Raw genomic sequence first — 20,762 nt, 5'->3', positions numbered from 1 at the left:
ACGGGTTCCGATCTATCGTCCGCGGTTCAGCGCGCGGCGAGATCGTCCGTGGTCTCGGCCTCCGCGGGACGCTCGGGGTCGGCGTCCATCGGCCGCCGCTCCGGCCACGAGTCGATCTTGGTGCGACGAGGGTTCGCCAGGGCGTTGTCCATTGGTGCTGCAATCCTCCCAGTTCCGGCCGGGGAACAATGACCCGATGTTCCCGGCGACAGGGCCGCTTTCGCAAAATGGTCTAGACCGCGTCCGTCCCCCGTGCGGCGCGGCGAGACCGTTAACGCCGCTAATGGATCATCCATTCCCGTCCGGAAACCCCCTGGCCCCCGAACCGCCCGCCTGGCACCCTTCTTGGCCATGGACGCAGCCGAACTGATCCGCCTCCAGAACGCCGGCACCCGCCTGAAGTTCCTGTTCTTCTGGGGCCATCAGAAGCCGGGCCCCGGCTACCTGAGCCAGTGGTGGCCGTCCCCGTTCACCGTCGAAGGCACGACCTACGCGACCGCCGAGCACTACATGATGGCCGGGAAAGCCCGCCTCTTCGGCGACGAGGAAACGGCCGCCGCCGTCATCGCCGCCTCTCATCCCCGCGAAGCGAAAGACCTCGGCCGTCGCGTCCGGGACTTCGACGAGGAGACCTGGCGCGCCAATCGTGTGGCGATAGTCACAACGGCCAACGAGGCGAAGTTCGGCCAGAACGCGGAACTCCGCGACTACCTCCTCGGCACCGGCGGCCGCGTCCTCGTCGAGGCCAGCCCCCTCGACCGCGTCTGGGGCATCGGCCTCGCCGCCGGTGACCCGAGAGCCGAACAGGTCTCCTCCTGGCAGGGCGAGAACCTCCTCGGCTTCGCCCTGATGAGCGTCCGCGACTCCCTGACCTCCTGACGGGTCACCCCGCGGGTGATCGATTCGCGGTGGCGCCGGTGGAAGGGGCGCCGGTGGAAGGGGGGCGGCGGGCGGCCGGGTCGCCTGGGGCCCCGGCCGGGGCCCCAGGCGCGGGTCAACTGCGAGGGGTCGAGCCGACGAAGAGCAGGACCTGGTTCTTGGCCCAGGGGGTCGCGTCGTGGACGTACCACCTGTCCGGGACCTGGCCGGGGTAGAGGACCTTGCTCTCGTTGCCGTCCATGTAGCGGTACTCGGGCACGGTCACGTTCCGCTTCTTCAGCGCGGCCTCCACCTCGCCCACGCGGTGGCCCTTGAAGGTCATGCCGTGCATGGCCTCGCCCGGCGCGGTCACCGGGGCGGTGCTGTTGTACTGCTCGCCCGGACGGGCGGCGCGCGCGAACACGATCCCGGCGGTGCCCTTGTAGCCGGTGCGGATGCGGACGCCGACGGGGCAGACGTCGCCTCCGCCGCCGGTCTCGCACTCGCCCTTGGCGGTGATGGTCGTGACGTCGCGGGGCTCGGTGCCGTCGCTCGTGTCCATCATGACCACGGTGCCGACGATGGACGGCGACGCCGGGACGAACGACAGGCTCACCTTGAGGCCGTGCCGGGCGAACTCCTCCCGGTAGCGCTTCGGGTCGGCGAGGGGGTCGCGGACCCTCACGTCGATGTAGCCGCCCTTGCGCGTGAAGGACAGCGCCGCCACGAGCGAGACCTTCGGGGCGGGCTGGGTGGAGACGGCGACCGGCGGACGCCGCGCTTCGCCGTCCGAGGAGAGGACGGCCACCGCGACGGCGGCGCAGGCCACGCCCGCCGTCGCGAGGGGGAGGCCGACGGTCAGCAGCGGGGTGCGGCGTTTCCGGGGCGCCGCGGGGGACGCGCCGGCGTCGGTCGCGGTGATGCGGGCGGCCAGGCCGGCGGCGGCGTCGTCCGGCAGCAGTTCCCCGGCGCGGGCGTCCGTGACGGGCGCGAGCCCGGCGACGAGGGTGTCGATGTCGCGGTTCATGCGTGTTCTCCGTTCGGGATGCGCGCGGCGGCGGGCAGTGCGGGCGCGTCGGCGCGTTCCAGCGCGCGGGCGAATCGGCGGCGGGCGCGGTGCAGGCGGATCCGCACCGCGTTGCGGGAGCAGCCGAGGACGGCGGCGATCTCGCCGTGGTCCAGGCCCTCCCAGCCGACCAGGGACAGCAGCTCCCGGTCGCGGTCCGGCAGGCTCCGGAACGCCTCGGCGACCCCCGCCGGGTCGGCCGCCTCCCGCCCGGGCACGTCGGCGCGGAGCCGGGAGCCGAGGTCGGCGGCGAGCGCCGACCGGCGGCGCTCGCCGCGGTGGTGGTTGGCGAGCACCCGGCGCGCGACCCCGTACAGCCACAGCCGCGCCTGCTCGCCCGGCGGGACGTCGTCGAGCCGCCGCCACGCCGTCAGGAACGTCTCGGCGAGGACGTCGGCGGCGTCCTGCGGGTCGCTGGTGCGGCGCAGCGCGTATCCGAGGATCCGGGCGCGGTTCGCCGCGTAGACCTCCTCGAACCGGCGCCGCCGGTCATCGGGCGGATCCTCCAAAGGGGATGGCAAGCCCACTCCTCTCGTCGCGCGCCCCGGGGACGCGGCGAATAGACCAGATGCAGGCCACATGTCCGAACGGACCCGAGCATTTCGCCTGTCTTCGACTGGAACGCGATCATGGTCGGGAAAGGCGGCCCACGTAGCATGGGCGAAGTTCGCGGTCTTCCGGGGGTTGTGCATGCGTCGTCGGCAGGGGCCGGTCTTTCCGGGCTATCTGATGATCCTGCTGGTGGCGTTGCTCGGACTGGCATTGCAGGTTTCGCCACAAACAACTCATGTCGTTCAAAAGTGGGCGCTTCCCGTCATCATCCTGTGCATGCTGCTGATCCCCCTCGTCCTGGCGTGGGAGAAGGGGCAGGAGCGGCGGACCCTGGCGCGGCCGGTGTGGGAGGCCGACCGGTCGCCGTACCCGGGCCTGGACGCCTTCACCGAAGAGGACGACGGCGTCTTCTTCGGACGCGACGCCGAGATCCAGGAGCTGATCGAGCGCCTGCGGCCGGGCGGTGAGCCGCGCTCGATCGCGGTGACCGGGCCGTCCGGCGTCGGGAAGTCGTCGCTGCTGTACGCGGGGCTGCTGCCGCGCCTGCACCAGCAGCGGCGGTGGGTCGTGCTGCCGCCGCTGACCCCGGAGGACGACCCGTTCCGCTGCCTGGCCCAGCGCGTCGCCGACGCCCAGGGCGAGCGGGACGCGCAGGAGATCGAGGCCGGGCTGCGGGACGATCCCGCCGAGCTCGGACGCCGCATCGACGCGCTCCGGCGGGGACGGCGGAACCGGTCGGTGCTGATCGTCGTCGACCAGGCCGAGGAGCTGCTCACGCTCGCGGTGGACGACGACTGCGACGCCTTCCTGGGCATGCTCCGGGACGCCCTGGGCGCCGACCCCAAGCTGTGGGTCGTGTTCGTCTTCCGGGCCGAGTTCCTCACCGCGTTCCTCAGCGGCGCGTCCGCCGGCATGTTCCGGCACCCCTTCACCGTCACCGCACTGGACCGGGCGGCGCTGCGCACCGTCATCCGGGAACCGGCCGAACGGGCGGGCGTCGCGTTCGAGCCGCCCGAGCTGGTCGCGCAGATGGCCGACGACACCCGGGACGGCACGGCGCTGCCCCTGCTCGCCTACCTGCTGCACGAGCTGTACCTGCACGTCGGACGCAACGGGACCATCACCGCCGAGGACTACCGGCGGACCGGCGGCGTCGACGGCGCGCTCACCCGCCGCGCCGACCGGGTGATGCGGGAGCTGGAGGCGCTGGAGCCGGCGCCGCCCGTCCTGCCGACGCTGCTGAAGTTCGTCAGGTTCACCGACGGGCGCCCGACGCGGCGGCGGGTGCCCGCGAGCGAACTGGACGGCACCGGCCGCCTGGTCGCGGACGCGTTCGTCCGCGAGCGGCTGTGCACCAGCGGCCGGGACGGCGAGGAGGCGGTGTTCGACGTCTCGCACGAGGCGCTGTTCTCCGCCTGGGCGCCGCTGCGGCAGACGATCGCGCTGCACGCCGAGACGCTCCGCCGCCTCGCCGACCTGGAGCAGTGGGCCGCCGAATGGGACCGCTACGGCCGCCAGGAGGCGTACCTGCTGCGCGGGGAGCGGCTGGTCGCGGCGCGCAAATGGCTCGCCGAGGCGGACGGCGTCGCCGCCGTGGAGCCGCTGGCCGCCGAGTTCGTCGAGATCTCGCACCGCTCGGACGGCGCGGCGATGCGGCGGCTCGCCGACTCCATCGCCCGGCAGGCGCTCACCGGCTTCCGCACCGACCCCGAGCACAGCCTGCTGCTCGCCCTCGCCGCGCACGAGGAGTGCGCGCCGACGCCGCTGGCCCGCCGGGCGCTGTCGGCGGCGCTCGCGGTGTCCCGGGTGCGCGGCGTCCTGCGCGGCCACGACGACCGCATCTGGGCGGTGGCCTGGTCGCCGGACGGCTCGCGGGTCGCGACGGCGTCCGCGGACCGGACCGTCCGCATCTGGGACGCGGACGGCGGCAGGGTCGCGGTGCTGCGCGGGCACGAGTCCGGGGTCATGGCGATCGCCTGGTCGCCGGACGGGCTGCGGCTCGCCTCGGCGTCCGACGACCTGACCGTCCGCGTCTGGGACGCGGAGGCCCGGACCCGGACCGCCCTGCTGCGCGGCCACCGCGACATGGTGTGGGGCGTGGCCTGGTCACCGGACGGCGCCCGCCTCGCCTCCGCGTCCCGCGACGGCGACGTGCGGATCTGGAACCCCGCGGACGGCGCGGCCGAGGCCACGCTCAGCGGCCACGAGGGCTGGGTCCGCGACGTGGCCTGGTCACCGGACGGCACCCGCCTGGCCAGCGCGTCCGACGACCGCACGGTCCGGATCTGGGACGCGGCGACCGGGCGGCAGACGGCCCGGCTGGACGGCCACGACGACACCGTCCGCACGGCCGTCTGGTCGCCGGACGGCGCCCGCCTCGCCAGCGGTTCCTACGACCGGACGGCGCGGGTGTGGGACGCGGCGACCGGCGGGGCCGGGCCGGTGCTGAGCGGGCACGGCGACATCGTCTGGGCCGTCGCGTGGTCGCCGGACGGCGCCCGGCTCGCCACCGGCTCCCATGACCGGACGATCCGGCTGTGGTCGGCCGCGGAGGGCACCGAGCTGGCGGTGTTCCGCGGGCACGGCGAGGCGCTGCGCGCGGTGGCCTGGTCGCCGGACGGCGCCCGCCTCGCCAGCGGCTCCAACGACCGGACCGTCCGCTTCTGGGACGCCGAGCGCGCCGCCGAGGTCGAGGTGCTGCGCGGGCACGAGCGTGCGGTCGCGGCGGTCGACTGGTCCGCGGGCGGCATCGCCTCCGCCTCGCACGACGGCACCGTCCGCGTCCACGCCGGTGACGGCCCGCGGGTGCTGCGCGGGCACACCGACGAGGTCTGGGACGTGGCGTGGTCGCCCGACGGCACCCGGATCGCGACCGCGTCCCGCGACCGGACCGCGCGGGTCTGGACGGCGGACGGCGCGCAGGAGAGCGTCCTCGCCGAGCACGGCGACTGGGTGCGGGCGGTGGCGTGGTCGCCGGACGGCGCGCGGCTGGCCAGCGCGTCCGACGACCGCACGATCCGGCTCCAGAACCCCGACGGCTCCGCGCCGCTCGTGCTGCGCGGCCACGAGGACACCGTCCGCGCCGTCTCCTGGTCGCCCGGCGGCGACCGGATCGCCTCCGGGTCGCAGGACGGGGCGGTCCTGATCTGGGAGCCGCGGACGGGCCTGCGGGTCACGGCGCTGACCGTCCCGCAGGGCGCCGTCCGGGCGCTGGCCTGGTCGCCGGACGGCGCCCACATCGCGGCCCTCTCCGGCGACCGCGCGGTGCGGGTGTGGGACGCGGCGGAGGGCACGGAGGTGTCCGTCCTGTCCGGGCATGACGGCTGGCTGTGGTCGGTGGCGTGGTCGCCGGACGGCCGGTTCCTCGCGACCGCGTCCGGCGACCGGACCGTCCGCCTGTGGGAGGCGCTCTCCGGCACCGAACTGTCCGTCGCCGCCGTCCACGACGACGAGATCTGGGACGTGGCCTGGTCGCCGGACGGCACCCGCATCGCCACCGCCTCCGGCGACCGGACGGTCCGCGTCTGGGAGGCCGTCACCGACGCCCCCGCGCTGGTCGAGCGGGCCCGGACCCGCGTCTTCCGCCCGCTGACCTCCGACGAGCGCCAAGCCCTCATGATCCCGTCGCCGCGCCCGGCACCCGAGGATCAGCAGGCCCCGGCCTCCTGACCGTCGCGGGTCCCGGCCTTCCCCTTCGCTCGCCGGATTCTTTCGCCCTTCTCCGGGTAAACCGGGGGCCATGACGGAGTCGCGCGAACCCGCGGAGGTCGACGGCCCGCTGGAGCAGAACCTCCTGCTCGCCCGGCGGGTGGTCGACGCCGCGCAACAGGAGATGCTGGACAAGGCGCGGCAGCGCATCCCCGCGCTGCGGCTGGGCGCGGTCGCCGGGGCGTTCGGCATGCTCGCGACGGCCGCCACCTACCGGATGAACGTCCTGCTGCTGGAGAAGAAGCTGCCGCCGGAGCTGGCGTCGTTCGTCGCCGCGGCCGTGTACGGCGGCGGGGCGGGCGCGGCGGCGGTGGCCGCGTCCCGCAAGTGGAAGGGCCTGCCGGCGCCGCTGCCGACGGAGACGGCCCGCCAGGTCGTGGAGATACTCTCCGACTCCGACTGATTGACACACGGTAGCGGGCGTCAGCAGACTCGGCGGAGTGCGCATCAGCGAGCTGACCGACGTGCGGGCCGCGCGGCCCGGGGCCGTCGCCGCCGCGGCCGCCGCGCGGGCGCGCCGCGACGGCCCGCCCGGCGCCGGCGGCCCGCTGATGATCATCGCGGCGGATCATCCGGCGCGCGGCGCGCTCGGGGTGGGCGCCGATCCGGTGGCGATGGCCGGCCGCGCCGACCTGCTCGACCGCCTGTGCACCGCGCTCGGGCGCCCCGGCGTGGACGGCGTGCTCGCCGCCCCCGACCTCATCGAGGACCTGCTGCTCCTCGCCGTGCTGGACGACCGGATCGCGATCGGCTCGATGAACCGCGGCGGCCTCGCCGGGACGTCCTTCGAGATCGACGACCGGTTCACCGCCTACGACGCCGCCGCGATCGCCGCCGCGCGGCTGGACGGCGGCACGATGCTGCTGCGCGTCGACGACGCCGACCCGGCGACGGCGGACACGCTGGAGGGCTGCGCGCACGCGGTCTCGGGCCTCGCCCGGCGCGGGCTGATGGCCCTGGTGGAGCCGTTCGTCGCGCATCGGGTCGAGGGCCGCGTCCGGAACCTGCTGACGCCGGAGGCGATGATCCGCGCGGTGTCGGTCGCGGCCGGGCTCGGCGTCACGTCGGCGTACACGTGGCTGAAGCTCCCGGTCGTGCCGGCGATGGAGCGGGTGGTGGCGGCGACCACGCTGCCCGTGCTGCTGCTCGGCGGCGACACCGCGGGCGAGGCGGGCGACCCGGACGCGGTGCTGGAGGGCTGGCGCCGCGCGATGCGGATCCCCGGCGTGAAGGGCCTCGTCGCCGGACGCACGCTGCTGTACCCGCCGGACGGCGACGTCGCGGCCGCCGTGGACGCCGCGGTCGAGGTCCTCTGACTCACCTCCGCGCATCGGGGTAGGGCGCAGGCATGGACACGCCTATGCACGCCGACATCACCCTGGTCGTGAACGGCACGGAGCACCGGCTGAACGTCGACACCCGCGCGTCCCTGCTGGACGTCCTGCGGGAGACCCTCGGGTTGACCGGGTCGAAGAAGGGCTGCGACCACGGCCAGTGCGGCGCCTGCACCGTCCTGCTCGACGGGCGCCGCGCGAACGGGTGCCTCGCGCTGGCCGTCGCCCACGACGGCGCCGACGTCGTCACCGTCGAAGGGCTCGCCGAGGACGGACGGCTGAGTCCCGTCCAGGAGGCGTTCATCGAGCAGGACGCCTTCCAGTGCGGGTACTGCACCCCCGGGCAGTTGTGCTCCGCGACGGCGGTGCTGGCGGAGGCCGAGCGCGGCTGGCCCAGCGCCGTGACCGCCGACCTGGGGTCCGACCCCGTCCTGGACGACGCCGAGATCCGCGAGCGCATGAGCGGCAACCTGTGCAGGTGCGGCGCCTACGCCGGGATCGTGGCCGCCGTACGGCAGGCCGCCCGGGCGAGGGAGGCGGCGGAAGCATGAGGCCCTTCGCGTACGAGCGCGCCACCAGCGCCGAGGACGCCCTGGAGCGGCACGACGGCGGGGCCGTCTACCTGGGCGGCGGAACCAACCTCGTGGACCTGATGCGTCTCGGCGTGGAGGAGCCGGCCAGGCTCGTGGACGTCGCGCACCTCCCGTACGACGAGATCGAACTGCGCCCGGACGGAAGCGTCGTCATCGGCGCGGCCGTGAGCAACAGCGTGCTGGCCGCGGACCCGACGGTCCGGGAAGGGCATCCCATGCTCGCGCAGGCCGTCCTCGCGGGCGCGTCCGGCCAGATCAGGAACCTCGCGACGGTCGGCGGCAACCTCCTCCAGCGCACGCGCTGCTCCTACTTCCAGGACACCGCCAAGCCGTGCAACAAGCGGAACCCGGGAAGCGGATGCCCGGCCAGGGAGGGCGAGCACCACAACCTGGCGATCCTGGGCCATTCGCAGGCGTGCGTGGCGACGCACCCGTCCGATATGGCGGTGGCGCTGGCGGCGCTGGGCGCGTCCGTGCGGATCCAAGGGCGAGAGGGGCTCCGGACCATCCCCATCGACGAACTCCACCGGCTGCCCGGCGACGAGCCGGAGCGCGACACCACGCTGGAGCCGGGCGACCTCATCACCGCGGTGGAGGTTCCCGCGCTCGGCATGCCGTCCCGCTACCGCAAGGTCCGGGAACGCTCGTCGTTCGCCTTCGCGCTCGTCTCCATAGCCGCGGCCCTGGACGCGCGCGACGGCACGGTGCGCGACGTCCGGCTGGCCTTGGGCGGTGTGGCCCACAAGCCGTGGCGGGCCTGGCGTGCCGAGGACGCGCTGCGCGGCGCCGAGGCGAGCCGGGAGTCGTTCACGCGCGCCGCCGAGGCCGAACTGGACGCCGCCGAACCGCTGCGCGACAACGCCTACAAGGTGCCGCTCGCGCGCAATCTGATCGTCCAGTCGCTGATGGAGCTGGGCGGGGTGGAGGAGCCATGACCGACCGGCTGGAGGGCCGCGACAAGGTCACCGGGCGGGCGCGGTACGCGTTCGAGTACCCGGTGGAGGACGTCGCGTACGCGTCGGCCGTCCAGGCGGACGTCGGCAGGGGCGAGATCAGGTCGGTCGACACCGAGGCCGCGTTGCGGCTTCCCGGCGTCATCGCCGTCCTGTCCTGCGAGAACGCGCCGAGGCTCGCCGACACCTCGGACGGCGAGCTGGCCCTGTTCCAGTCGCGGACGGTCTCCTACCGGGGCCAGTTCGTCGCCGCCGTCGTCGGGGAGACGCTGGAGACCGCGCGGGAGGCGGCCCGCCTCGTCCGGGTCGAGTACGCGGCGGAGGAGCCGGACGTCACCCTGCGCACCGACCATCCCGGCCTCTACAAGCCGGAGAAGGTGAATCCCGCGTTCCCCGCCGACACCGAGCAGGGCGAACCGGAGGACGCGTTCGGCCACTCGGCCGTCCGCGTGGACGTCACCTACACGACCCCGGCGGAGCACAACAACCCGATGGAGCCGCACGCGACGCTCGCCCAGTGGAACGGCGACGGCTCCCTGACGCTCTACGACTCCACGCAGGGCGCGTCGTCCGTCTCGGCCACGATCGCCGGGGTGTTCGGGCTCGACCCGTCCGAGGTGCGCGTCGTCGCCCATCACGTCGGCGGCGGGTTCGGCTCCAAGGGGACGCCCAGGCCGAGCGTCGTCCTGGCGGCCATGGCGGCGCGGGCCGTGGGACGTCCCGTCAAGTTCGCCGTACCCCGGCAGCAGATGTTCGCCACGACCGGGTACCGGACGCCGACGATCCAGCGGATGAGGCTCGGCGCCGACCACGACGGACGGCTCACCGCCGTCCTGCACGACGTGTTCGAGCAGACGTCCACCGTCAGGGAGTTCGCCGAGCAGACCGCGACGCCCACCCGCGTCATGTACCGGGGCGCCAACCGGCGCACGACCCACCGCGTGGTCCGCCTGGACGTACCCACGCCGTCCTGGATGCGGGCCCCGGGCGAGACGCCCGGGATGTACGCGCTCGAATCCGCCATGGACGAGCTGGCCATCGCCGCCGGCATCGACCCCGTCGAGCTGCGCGTCCGCAACGACACCGACCGGGAACCGGAGAGCGGGCTGCCGTTCAGCTCCCGCAACCTGGTCGCGTGCCTGCGCGAGGGCGCGGACCGGTTCGGCTGGGAGGGGCGCGACCCCGCCCCGGGCGTCCGGCGGGAGGGGCGCAAGCTCATCGGCACGGGCGTCGCGGCGTCCACTTATCCCGCGTACATGCGGCCCAACAAGGCGACGGCCCGCGCCGAGCCCGACGGGACGTTCACCGTCCGGATCGCCGCCGCCGACATCGGCACCGGCGCCCGCACCGCGCTCGCCATGATCGCCGCCGAGACGCTCAAGGCCGACCTCGACCACGTCAGGATCGAGATAGGCGACAGCTCCCTGCCGCGGGCGACCGTCGCGGGCGGCTCCGCCGGGACGGCGAGCTGGGGCACGGCCGTCTACCGCGCCTGCGAGAGCCTGCGCGGCAGCCTGAACGGCGGGCGTGGGGGGTCGTCCTTCCACACTGGGAACGGCGAGGTTCCGCCGGAGGGGCTGGAGGCGACCGCCGACACCTCCGCGGAGCTCAAGGCCCGGGACGAGTACGCCCGGCACGCGTTCGGCGCGCAGTTCGCCGAGGTCGAGGTGGACGCCGACACCGGCGAGACCCGCGTCCGGCGGATGCTCGGCGTGTTCGCCGCCGGGCGGATCATCAACCCGAAGACGGCCCGCTCCCAGCTCATCGGCGGAATGACGATGGGCATCGGCATGGCGCTGATGGAGGAGAGCGTCATGGACACCGGGTTCGGCGACTACCTGAACCGCGACCTGGCCCAGTACCACGTCCCGGCCTGCGCCGACGTCCGCGACATCGACGCCGTGTGGGTGGAGGAGTCCGACCCGCACCTGAACCCGATGGGCGCCAAGGGCATCGGCGAGATCGGCATCGTCGGCGCCGCCGCGGCGGTCGGCAACGCCGTCCACCACGCGACCGGGATCCGCGTCCGCGACCTGCCCATCACCCCGCCGAAACTGCTCCGGGGGCCCTGACTCGGGACCGCCCCCGACATGACCGGTTGAAAAGTTCACTATCAAGGTGATCCACGTCACGCGGGTGGGTATCGATCCCCTGCTCGGGGGCGCTCCCTACCCGCGAGGTGGTCCCGTGTACCAGCAGGTCCTCGATCCCGTCGCCGACTCGCTCGGCTGGAGCTCACTCGTCGCCGCGCTGCCGCTGGCCGTGCTGTTCGTCCTGCTCGGGGGCGTCCGCATGCGGGCGTGGCTGGCGTCCCTGATCGCGCTGGCGGTCTCCCTCGCCGTCGCGATCTGGACGTACGGCATGCCCGCCGATCAGGCGTTCCTCGCCGGAACCGAGGGCGCGGCGTTCGGCTTCTACCCGATCCTGTGGATCGTCATCAACGCGCTCTGGGTCTACAACATCACCGTCACGACCGGCCACTTCGACGTGCTCCGCCGGTCGTTCGCCCAGGTCAGCGACGACAGCCGGCTCCAGGCCGTGCTGATCGCGTTCTCGTTCGGCGCCCTGCTGGAGGCCCTCGCGGGCTTCGGCACCCCGGTCGCCGTCACGTCCGTCATGCTCATCGCGCTCGGCTTCAAGCCGATCAAGGCCGCCGTGCTCGCGCTGACCGCCAACACCGCGCCGGTCGCGTTCGGCGCGATGGCGACCCCGATCCTCACCCTCGGCAAGGTCACCGGGGAGTCCAGCGACACGCTCGGCGCCATGGTGGGGCGGCAGACCCCGATCCTCGCGCTGTTCGTCCCGCTCGTCCTCGTCTACATCGTGGACGGCAGGCGAGGCTTCCGCGAGACGTGGCCGACCGCCCTGTTCTGCGGCTTCGCGTTCGGCGTCGCCCAGTACGTCACCGCGAACTTCATCTCGGTGCCGCTCGCCGACGTCGTCGCGTCCCTCGTCTCCGCCGCCGCCGTCGTCCTCGTCGTCCGGCTGCGCCCGCGGCCCGCCGCGGCCCGTCCGGCCCCCGTCGCGGGCGGCGCCGCCGACGAGCCCACCCCCGAGTTCGCCGCCCGCGTCGAGTCCGGCGGCGAGCCCGACTCGCGCGCCGAGGTCGCGCGCGCCTACGCGCCCTACGCGATCATCATCGCGGTCTTCGTCGTCTGCCAGATCGACCAGGTCAAGGACCTGCTGGACAAGGCCACCCGGACGTTCTCCTGGCCCGGCCTCGACCTCGCCGGCCCGACCGGCAAGCCGCTCAGCCTGCCCACCTTCACCTTCAACTACCTGACCACGCCCGGCACGCAGATGCTCGTCGCCGGGCTGATCACCATGGCCGTGCTCGGCGTCGGCCTCGGCAAGGCCCTGCGCGCCTACTGGACGACCCTCGTCCAGCTCAGGTGGGCGATCATCACCGTGATGGCCGTCCTCGCCCTGGCGTTCGTGATGAACGCGTCCGGGCAGACGGTCACGCTCGGCACCTGGATGGCCGGCGCGGGGGGCGCGTTCGCGGTGCTGTCGCCGATCCTCGGCTGGCTCGGCACCGCCGTCACCGGGTCGGACACCTCGTCCAACTCGCTGTTCGGCGCCCTGCAGGTCACCGCCGCGAACAAGGCCGACCTCGACACCGTGCTGATGGCCGCCACGAACAGCTCCGGCGGCGTCCTCGGCAAGATGGTCTCCCCGCAGAACCTCGCCATCGCGGCCGCGGCCGTCGGCCTGGACGGCAAGGAGGGCGACATCTTCCGCCGCGTCGTCCTCTGGAGCCTGCTGTTCCTCGCCGGGATGTGCGTGCTGTCGGGCCTCCAGTCCACCGGCGTCCTCGGCTGGATGGTCCCGTGACCGGAAGCGGAGGCGGACGCTACTGCCAGTAGTTCTCCACCTCGCCGGCGGGACGGACCTCGGCGTCGTCCGGGTTCTGTCCCGCCGCCAGCCGGGCCCGCCGCTGGCGCAGCAGGTCCCAGCACTGGTCGAGCGCCACCTCCAGCCGCCGCAGCCGGTCCTGTGCGGCGGCGTCGGTGGTCTCGGCGCGCTCATGGGCCCTGCGAAGGTCGTGCTCCTCCTCGATGAACTCGTTGATCCGGTCCAGAATCGCCTTCTCGTCCATGAAATCCGCCCGGTGGGGTTCATAAGATGCCGACAGGTGAGAGCCTGGCACATACGGGGCCGCGCACGGTAGCGGCGCTCCGTCCAAGGGCGAGGTGCAGATGACGGTCTGGCGGATCACCGGCGGCGAGGGCGCCTCCGGGGCCGGGGAGCGGACGGCTCCCCAGTACGACATCGTCGAGCACGACACGGCGCTCCTGCACATCGCCGCCGCGTCGGCCGCGCCCTGGCTGCGGATGAGCGGCGAGATCGACGTCTCCACCGCTCCCGGCGTCGTCTCCGCCCTGCACGCCGCGCTGTCCCGCGTGCCGGGGGACGTCCACGTCGACCTGGCCGCGCTGTCGTTCATGGACGTCGCCGGCCTGCGCGCCTTCACCGGCGTCGCCCGCGACCTCCACGAGCAGGGCCGCCTGCTCGTCCTGCACACGGTCTCGCCGCACATCGACCGGCTGTTCCGGCTGATCGGCTGGCACACCACGCCGGGCCTCACGATCCACTGCCGTCCCACCGGTCGCTGACCGGGGCCGCGAAGGTCGTCCCAAGGTCGTCCCAAGGTCATCCGATCGTCATCGGGACGTCCGGGCGAGGCAAACGATGGGGTTGATGCCGGAGACTTTCCCGTGCATCCGGCGTGTGGGCAGTTTGACCCTCAATACGACGGTTAGGGGGGTTTTGTAGCTCTCCGATTGCAGAGGGGGATCTCATGGCAAGGCGAAGAGAGCGAGCGGAAGCGCCGATGTCCGGCGAGCGCGGCGCGGCCGCGACACCCGCCGAGGGCGCGGCCACCGCGGCGCCGCACCGCGGCGCGGACGTGCCCGGCGAGCACGCGTTGTGGGAGGACCGGACGCGCGTGTTCCTGCAGCCCATCGCGGCACCGTCCATCCTCGGGCTGTTCGGTTTGGCGGGGGCGACCATGATGGTCGGCGCGTGGCAGGCCGGCTGGTACGGCAATGCCGCCACCCCGCTGATCCTCTGGCCCTTCGTGCTGTTCTTCGGCGGTCTCGCGCAGTTCGCGGCCGGCATGTGGGCCTACCGGGCCCGGGACGGCCTGGCCACCGCCGTGCACGGCATGTGGGGCGCCTTCTGGATCGCCTGGGGCCTGTTGTTCATGCTCGTCAGCATCGGCTCGGCTCCAGCGGCACTGGCACCGATCCTCGGCACCGTCCGGGAGGGATTCGCGTTCTGGTTCGTGGCCTTGGCGGTGATCACCGGGATCTGCGCGCTCGCGGCACTCGGTGAGAACATCGTCTTCGCGCTGCTCCTGGGGTGCCTGGCCGTGGGCGCGGGCTTCACCGCGGCGGGCTTCTGGGCTCCGTCCAACTGGAGCCTGGACGTCGGCGGCTGGCTGTTCGTCGCGACCGCGGTCATCGCCCTGTACGCGGCGGCGGCGATGATGATGGAGAACACCTTCGGGCGGACGATCCTGCCCACCGGCAAGTACCGTGCGGGCGGCAACATCCCGGGCGGTCGCGGCATTCGCCCCCTGGAGTACCGGCACGGTGAACCGGGGGTGAAGATCGGGCAGTGATCTTCGGCGTGTCGCCTTGACATTCCCGTTGCCATATCCTGGGTCGATCCATGGAGATCCGGCTCGGAGGGGAGCGGGAATGTCATTGGCGGTACGGAGGACCTGGCGGCGCCTCGTCCAGACCTACACCGCGCTGTGCGCGCGCGACGACGCGGCGAAGCACGGCGTGACGATTCCCAGCGGGGTCTGGGCGTGCGTGCGCTGCCATGAGCCGCACCTCGAACTGTCCGCGCTCCAGCACCACCTCCGCACCGAGCACCCCGGCGCCACCGCGGGCTGAGGCCCGCTCGACCGTGCGCCGGAGCCTTGTGCGCACCGCGCGCCGTGAGCCCCGCGCCGGCGCGCGACCGCGCGGCGCCGGTCGCGCCGGTCGCGCCGCTCGTGCCGCTCGTGCCGCGAGTGCCGGACGGGCGGCGCCGAGCGCGGAGTGACACCGGACGTGCACGCGTCCGGTGTCTTCTGCTGTATCGGTCTGTCCGTTTCCATCTGTTTTTCGCGGTGGCCGGACCCGGCGCGTCCCGGCTTATTGGCAGTGTGCTAATAGCGTGTTACAAGTAACTCACCACTTATGGGTCGGGGGCCTGGCACCAGGAGGGTCGCCGTGACGACACGCAGAAGGTTCCTACGAGACGCGGGAGTGGCGGGCGCAGCCACCGCGGGCGCGATGGCCGTGGGGCAGCTCCCCGCACGGGCGGCGACAGGGCGCGTCGCCGTCCTCGGCGCCGGCGTCGCCGGACTCACCGCCGCACACGAGCTGATCGACCGAGGCTTCGAGGTCGAGGTCTACGAGCGCACCGCCCTCGGCGGCAAGGCGCGCAGCATCTTCCCGCCGGGCACCGGGACGGGCGGCAGGCTCGACCTGCCGGGCGAGCACGGATTCCGCTTCTTCCCCGGGTTCTACTTCAACCTCACCGACAACATGCGGCGCACGCCCTTCCCCGGCAACTCCAAGGGCACCTGGAACAACCTCGTCCGGGCCGACGCGTACATGATGTCGAGGCAGGGACGCCCCGACCTCACCATCCCGTTCCCCTTCCCGCTTCCGCCGGAATCGCGGATCTACGACGTCAACAGCTTCCTCGCCACGATCGCCTCGGGGCTCCAGACGATCGCCAAGCTGACGGTGACCGAGGCCGCGTTCGCCGCGCAGAAGCTCCTCGTGTACGTCACCAGCTGCGACGAGCGCAAGCTCGGCCAGTGGGACAACATCACCTGGGCCGACTACATCCGCGCCGACTGGTACTCCGACGAGTACAACAAGTTCATCGCCGACGGGACGATCCGCAACCTCGCCGCCACCAAGTCCAAGGACGCGAGCACCCACTCGATCGCGATGGTCGGCGAGGCCACCGTGTGGAGCATCATCGGGCTGGGCAACGAGCCCGGCGGGTCCGTCGACCGGGTGCTGAACGGCTCCTCGTCCGAGATGTGGCTCGACCCCTGGATCGCGCACCTGCGCAACCTCGGCGTCAAGTTCAACGTGGGCTACGAGGTCAACTCGCTCAGCGTCTCCAACGGCAGGATCACGTCCGCGGGCGTCAAGGGCAAGTCCCCGATCTCCGCCGACTGGTTCGTCGTCGCGATGCCGTGCGAGCGGACCGCGACCCTGCTCAGCGACGCCGTCCTGAACGCCGACCCGTCGCTGGCGAACATCCGGGGCCTGCGCACCGACTGGATGACCGGGCTGCAGTTCTTCCTCAAGAAGAAGCTGCCGCTCGCCCCCGGCCACGTGAACTACGGCGACTCGAGCTGGGCGGTCACGTCCATCAGCCAGGAGCAGTTCTGGAAGCGGGACTTCTCCACCTACGGCGACGGCACCGTCCAGGACTGCCTGTCGTCGATCATCTCCGACTGGTTCACGCCCGGCACGTTCAACAAAAAGCGGGCGACGGACTGCCTGCCGAACGAGATCGCCGCCGAGACGTGGCGGCAGATCAAGGCGCACCTCAACGACAGCGGCCAGACCCTCCTCACCGACGCCGACCTGCACTCGTGGTTCCTGGACCCGGCGATCATCCCGAACGGGAGCGGCGGCGTCACCAACGACACCCCGCTGTTCATCCAGCAGCCCGGGTCGTGGAAGCTGCGCCCGACGGCCAAGACCAAGATCCCGAACCTGTTCCTGGCCGGGGACTGGGTCAAGACGCCGATCAACGTCACCACGATGGAGGGCGCCAACCAGGGCGGCCGGCAGGCGGTCAACGCGCTGCTGGACGCGGCCGGCTCGAGCGCCTCGCGGTGCGACGTCCACGAGCTGTACGAGCAGCCGCTGTGGGCGCCGTTCAAGGCCAACGACAAGCTGCGCTATGCGCTGCGGCTGCCGCACCAGTTCGACGTCCTCGACCCGCGCTTCCCCGGGAGGTGACCCTAAGGAAGGGCGCGGCGCGCGACCAGCGCCGCGTGCAGTAGCCGCAGGTCGCTCGGCCGGGCCGGATCGAGCCCGGTCAGAGCGCTGATCCGGCGGACGCGGTAGGCCACCGTGTTCGGGTGGACGTGCAGGGCCGCGCCCGTCGTCCGCCGATCCAGGTCACAGGCCATGTAGCGCTCCAGTGTGCGGAGCAGCTCGGGCTTGCGGTCGAGCGGCGCCAGCAGGGCGGCGAGCCCGGCGAGCGCGCCGCTCGGCCGGCTGAGCTGGTAGTCGAGCAGGACGTCCGCGAGCCGGTACAGGCCCGGCGGGCGGCCCGCCCGCTGGACCAGGTCCATGATCTCGGCGGTCTGCGCGGCGGCGGCGGGGATCCCGGCGGGCCCGGTGATCTCCGCCGCCGCCGTGATCCGCGTGTCGGCGCACTTCGCGGCCCGCGCGACCAGGTCGTACACGTCGTCCCAGCTCGCGGAGAAGGGCAGCAGAGCCGTGCCGCCGGAGGCGTCCAGGGAGGTGAGGGCGGGCTCGTCGGCGACCTCGTCCAGGACCGTCCGGACCCGCCGGATCTTGCGGCGCGCCGCGATCCGGGCGCGCTGGCCCGTGCCCGCCTCGTCCGGATGCGGGGCGAACGCCAGCGTCAGGACCGCGTACCGGGGCGCCGGCCGGAGCCCGGCGGTCTCCCCGGCGAGCAGCGCGGTCATCAGCGCGTGCCGGCCGCCGTGCTCCTGGCTGTCGAGGATCTGCCGCACCTCCAGGTAGGCGGCGCTGACCGCCGAGATCAGCAGCCGCTGGAAGTCCAGGAAGTAGCCGAGCGCCTCCTGGAAGGCGGACAGGTCGGCCGGCTCCGCGCCGGCGCTCAGCTCCTCCCACGCCATCGCCGCGCCGATCTGGTACGCGGCCAGGATCGCGTCCAGCGGCACGTTCTCCTCGGCCCGCAGCGCCGCCGAGTCGCGCTGCCGGGCGAACTCGTGCGGCTCCGCCGGGCGGCGCCGCTCCAGGACGTCCGCGAACTGCCGGAGGCTGTGCTGGACGATCCCGGCGATGTCCCCGGCGACCTCCTCCTGCGGCAGCTCCGCGTAGACGGGCAGCTCGGCGAGCAGCCGTGCGACGACGCGCCGGGTCAGCCGCGGGGCGCGGGCCCGCAGATGGGCCGCCATCGGCCGCCCCGCCATGCACAGCGCCCTGCCGCTCACCTCGGCGCCGGCCAGTTCCGCGCCGTTCACCACGGCGCCTGCCTCGGTGCCGCACACCTCCGTGGCGCCCGCTTCCGTGCTGCCCCCCGCCGTGCTGCCCCCCGCCGTGTTGTCCCGCGTCACAACGGCTCCCGCAAGAGTCTGTTTTCAAGCCAATTGAACGGTCTGTCCAGATTCTGGACGATCACGGCGACATCGTCCATGACGCCGGGAGTTGGCATGAAGCGTCTGTTGCACGGCATGGTCGGCGCGCTCGTTCTCGCGGGAACGGCCCTCGCCGCGACCCCCGCCCACGCGGCCACGGTGGAGTACGTCGCCCTCGGCGACTCGATGGCCTCCGGGCCCCTCATCCCCGACATCACCGGCCCGATCGGATGCGGACGCTCCACCCACAACTACGCGCACGAGCTCGCCGACGCGCTGAACGCCGACCTCCGCGACGTCACCTGCAGCGGCGCCCGGACCAAGCACATGACCGAGGGGCAGAGCACCAGCGTCGGCGGCGTCGACACCGGCACCGTGCCTCCCCAGTTCGACGCCCTCACCGCCTCGACCACCCTGGTCACCCTCACGATCGGCGGCAACGACGTCGGCCTCGTCGGCGTCGCCGAGGACTGCGTCAACCTCGACCCCACCGCCACCCCCTGCAAGGGCGAGTTCGAGGCCGAGGTCGCGCAGAAGACCCGCGACCTCGGCCCGAAGCTCGGCGCCGTCCTGGACGGCATCCGTGCCCGCTCCCCGAAGGCGCGCATCGTCGTGACCGGATACGGCCTCTACATCAAGCAGAACGGCTGCTGGCCCTTCCAGCCCGTCCTGCCGACGGACGCCAACTTCCTCCAGGGCGCCGTCAACGCCATGAACGACGTCATCCGCGTCCAGGCGAACGCCCACGGCGCCACCTACATCGACCTCGTCACGCCGAGCGCCGGGCACGACGGCTGCCAGTCGGCGTCCAAGCGGTGGATCGAGGGCTACGTCCCGCTCAACCCCGCCGCCCCGCTGCACCCGAACGCCCGCGGTGAGGCCGCCTACGCCGGCATCATCGGCAGCGCGCTGGGAGCGTAGTCTCCGGAGGATGAACGAGGAGATGCGCGCCAACACCGCCGCCTACGAGCAGACGGTCCGTTCGACCCTCGCGCTCGCCGGGACGTTCACCGGCGACGACTGGGACCGTCCGACCGACTGCCCCGGCTGGACGGTCAAAGACCAGCTGTCCCATCTGGTCGGCATCGAGCTCGATCTCCTCGGCGACCCCTCACCCGACGTCGACGTCCCCGAGTTCCCCCACGTCCGCAACGACTTCGGCCGGGCCCTGGAGGCGGCGGTGCACCTGCGCCGCCCCGTCCCGGGCCCGGCCGTGGCGGCGGAGCTGGCGGACGCCCTGGAGCGCCGCCTCGCCCAGCTCCCCACCCTCGACCCCGACCGCGTCGTCACGATGCCGGACGGCCGGGAGGGCCCCTACTCCCGCCTGATGATGGTCCGCGCCATGGACTGCTGGACGCACGAGCAGGACGTCCGCCGCGCCGTCGGCCGCCCCGGCAACCTGGACGCCCCGGCGGCGCACTGCTTCTGGACCCTCTTCAGCGGCGCGCTGCCGCTCATCGTCGCCCGCCGCGCGAAGGCCGCGCCGGGCGAGTCCGTCGCCTTCGCCATCTCCGGCCCGCCCGACTTCGAGGCGGCCGTCGAGGTCGGGGAGGACGGACGGGGCCGTCCGTCGTCCGGCGCGGCGCCGACCGCCGAGCTGGCGATGGACTGGGAGACCTACGTCTGCCTGACCGCCGGCCGCCGCGCCCCCGGCGAGGCCGCCGTCCGCGTCACGGGCGACCCGGATCTGGCCGCCAGGGTCCTCGCCGCCATGGCCGTCACTCCCTGAGGGCGCGCCCCGGCAGGCGGTACGTCCGCCACGGGTCGAGGCGGCGCTCCAGGAGCGCGCGGAGGCCCGCCGGAACGGCCCCCCGTCCGGCCCCGCGGACATCCCCGCCCCCGCCGACCGCCGTCCGGCCGCGGGGGAGTGGTTCGGCGGCGGCCCGTCTCGCTGACCCGTCCCGCTGACCCGTCCCGCTCGCTCAGCCGCGGTTGAGCTCGCCCGTGCCGATGACGTTGAGGGCGTCGGCGTCCTGCCAGACGACATGGACGCCCGTGCCCTGCAACGACAGGGTGATGTAGGCGTTCGGCGTGCACGTCCCCCGCACCGTGCGCGTGAGCCGTTCGAGCACGCGAAGGCGTTCGCCCGAGTGCGACACCACCGTCAGCGTCCCCGAGCACCGCATCGCCGGGGACGCGAGGTCGAACGAGCCCGTCTTGTGGTCGACGTCGAGCGTGATGTCCAGCTCCCACCGGTCGCCGGACGGTCGGACGATCGTCCCCCTCCACTGCCCGCCGAACTTCCGGCCGTCGTCGTCGTGCGTGCCGAAGGGGTCGGGCAGCAGCCAGCCGCCGATGGGCACGAGGGCGATCAGGAACGAGACCGCCGACCACAGCGTGAGCTTCTTCTTCTTGTTGGTCATCGCGCTCTCC

20 protein-coding genes are annotated in these 20,762 nt (G+C 73.2%); 14 read left to right on the top strand and 6 right to left on the bottom strand.

What is annotated here, in order from left to right; translation table 11 throughout:
• Window positions 1-26: 26 nt before the first annotated feature.
• Window positions 27-152 carry a hypothetical protein gene (locus tag SM611_RS06225; protein ID WP_371947916.1) on the bottom strand — a complete coding sequence of 42 codons (126 nt, stop codon included), beginning with the start codon at window positions 150-152 and terminating at the stop codon, window positions 27-29.
• Between the two features lie 199 nt (window positions 153-351).
• Here SM611_RS06225 and ybiA point away from each other — a divergent pair, with 199 nt between their 5' ends.
• Window positions 352-879 (top strand): riboflavin biosynthesis intermediates N-glycosidase, encoded by a 528-nt coding sequence (gene ybiA, locus SM611_RS06220; RefSeq protein ID WP_371947915.1) that lies wholly within the window; start codon window positions 352-354, stop codon window positions 877-879.
• Between the two features lie 115 nt (window positions 880-994).
• On the opposite strand, the gene SM611_RS06215 is transcribed toward ybiA, so the two are convergent.
• On the bottom strand, window positions 995-1,885 hold the full coding sequence (locus SM611_RS06215) for a hypothetical protein (RefSeq protein WP_371947914.1): 891 nt from the start codon (window positions 1,883-1,885) through the stop codon (window positions 995-997).
• The gene (locus tag SM611_RS06210) at window positions 1,882-2,445 is read right to left on the bottom strand and encodes an RNA polymerase sigma factor (RefSeq protein WP_371947912.1); all 564 of its coding nucleotides are present in this window, start codon (window positions 2,443-2,445) and stop codon (window positions 1,882-1,884) included. Before SM611_RS06210 ends, SM611_RS06215 begins: the two co-directional genes overlap by 4 nt.
• A 307-nt stretch (window positions 2,446-2,752) precedes the next feature.
• Between SM611_RS06210 and SM611_RS06205 the strand changes: the two genes are divergently transcribed.
• From SM611_RS06205 to SM611_RS06175, 7 genes are all read left to right on the top strand, one after another.
• Complete coding sequence (locus SM611_RS06205) at window positions 2,753-6,145, top strand: nSTAND1 domain-containing NTPase (protein WP_371947911.1); 3,393 nt, start codon at window positions 2,753-2,755, stop codon at window positions 6,143-6,145.
• Window positions 6,146-6,215: 70 nt separating this feature from the next.
• Window positions 6,216-6,587: a phage holin family protein gene (locus SM611_RS06200; RefSeq protein WP_371947910.1), complete on the top strand. Its 372-nt coding sequence runs from the start codon at window positions 6,216-6,218 to the stop codon at window positions 6,585-6,587.
• Window positions 6,588-6,624: 37 nt separating this feature from the next.
• Window positions 6,625-7,500 carry a Cgl0159 family (beta/alpha)8-fold protein gene (locus SM611_RS06195; protein ID WP_371947909.1) on the top strand — a complete coding sequence of 292 codons (876 nt, stop codon included), beginning with the start codon at window positions 6,625-6,627 and terminating at the stop codon, window positions 7,498-7,500.
• Between the two features lie 44 nt (window positions 7,501-7,544).
• The gene (locus SM611_RS06190) at window positions 7,545-8,069 is read left to right on the top strand and encodes a 2Fe-2S iron-sulfur cluster-binding protein (RefSeq protein WP_371948014.1); all 525 of its coding nucleotides are present in this window, start codon (window positions 7,545-7,547) and stop codon (window positions 8,067-8,069) included.
• On the top strand, window positions 8,066-9,046 hold the full coding sequence (locus SM611_RS06185; RefSeq protein WP_371947908.1) for an FAD binding domain-containing protein: 981 nt from the start codon (window positions 8,066-8,068) through the stop codon (window positions 9,044-9,046). The genes SM611_RS06190 and SM611_RS06185 overlap by 4 nt, the downstream gene beginning before the upstream one ends.
• Window positions 9,043-11,136: a xanthine dehydrogenase family protein molybdopterin-binding subunit gene (locus SM611_RS06180; RefSeq protein WP_371947906.1), complete on the top strand. Its 2,094-nt coding sequence runs from the start codon at window positions 9,043-9,045 to the stop codon at window positions 11,134-11,136. The genes SM611_RS06185 and SM611_RS06180 overlap by 4 nt, the downstream gene beginning before the upstream one ends.
• Before the next feature lie 115 nt (window positions 11,137-11,251).
• Entirely contained in the window at window positions 11,252-12,898 is a 1,647-nt protein-coding gene (locus SM611_RS06175) for an L-lactate permease (protein ID WP_371947905.1), read from the top strand.
• A 19-nt stretch (window positions 12,899-12,917) separates the two neighbouring features.
• Here the strand turns inward: SM611_RS06175 and SM611_RS06170 are convergent, their stop codons facing one another.
• A complete protein-coding gene (locus SM611_RS06170; RefSeq protein ID WP_371947903.1) occupies window positions 12,918-13,163 on the bottom strand; it encodes a DUF2630 family protein in 246 nt (81 codons plus the stop codon).
• A 100-nt stretch (window positions 13,164-13,263) separates the two neighbouring features.
• Between SM611_RS06170 and SM611_RS06165 the strand changes: the two genes are divergently transcribed.
• From SM611_RS06165 to SM611_RS06150, 4 genes are all read left to right on the top strand, one after another.
• Window positions 13,264-13,680, top strand: coding sequence for an STAS domain-containing protein (locus SM611_RS06165; protein WP_371947902.1), 417 nt, complete (start codon window positions 13,264-13,266; stop codon window positions 13,678-13,680).
• A gap of 218 nt (window positions 13,681-13,898) precedes the next feature.
• The gene (locus tag SM611_RS06160) at window positions 13,899-14,690 is read left to right on the top strand and encodes an acetate uptake transporter family protein (RefSeq protein WP_371947901.1); all 792 of its coding nucleotides are present in this window, start codon (window positions 13,899-13,901) and stop codon (window positions 14,688-14,690) included.
• 79 nt (window positions 14,691-14,769) lie between these two features.
• Entirely contained in the window at window positions 14,770-14,970 is a 201-nt protein-coding gene (locus tag SM611_RS06155) for a hypothetical protein (RefSeq protein ID WP_371947900.1), read from the top strand.
• Window positions 14,971-15,291: 321 nt separating this feature from the next.
• A complete protein-coding gene (locus SM611_RS06150; RefSeq protein WP_371947899.1) occupies window positions 15,292-17,055 on the top strand; it encodes a hydroxysqualene dehydroxylase in 1,764 nt (587 codons plus the stop codon).
• 2 nt (window positions 17,056-17,057) lie between these two features.
• On the opposite strand, the gene SM611_RS06145 is transcribed toward SM611_RS06150, so the two are convergent.
• On the bottom strand, window positions 17,058-18,368 hold the full coding sequence (locus SM611_RS06145; RefSeq protein WP_371947898.1) for a PucR family transcriptional regulator: 1,311 nt from the start codon (window positions 18,366-18,368) through the stop codon (window positions 17,058-17,060).
• Between the two features lie 96 nt (window positions 18,369-18,464).
• Between SM611_RS06145 and SM611_RS06140 the strand changes: the two genes are divergently transcribed.
• Window positions 18,465-19,310 (top strand): SGNH/GDSL hydrolase family protein, encoded by an 846-nt coding sequence (locus tag SM611_RS06140; protein WP_371947897.1) that lies wholly within the window; start codon window positions 18,465-18,467, stop codon window positions 19,308-19,310.
• 10 nt (window positions 19,311-19,320) lie between these two features.
• The gene (locus tag SM611_RS06135; protein WP_371947896.1) at window positions 19,321-20,118 is read left to right on the top strand and encodes a maleylpyruvate isomerase family mycothiol-dependent enzyme; all 798 of its coding nucleotides are present in this window, start codon (window positions 19,321-19,323) and stop codon (window positions 20,116-20,118) included.
• Window positions 20,119-20,311: 193 nt separating this feature from the next.
• Here the strand turns inward: SM611_RS06135 and SM611_RS06130 are convergent, their stop codons facing one another.
• Window positions 20,312-20,752, bottom strand: coding sequence for a hypothetical protein (locus SM611_RS06130; RefSeq protein ID WP_371947894.1), 441 nt, complete (start codon window positions 20,750-20,752; stop codon window positions 20,312-20,314).
• Window positions 20,753-20,762: the final 10 nt, after the last annotated feature.

The sequence above is a fragment of the Actinomadura monticuli genome (genome assembly GCF_041463655.1).
GTDB lineage: Bacteria > Actinomycetota > Actinomycetes > Streptosporangiales > Streptosporangiaceae > Spirillospora > Spirillospora monticuli.
Note: the sequence above shows the minus strand (reverse complement) of the source record. Positions and strands in the feature narration are given on the sequence as shown.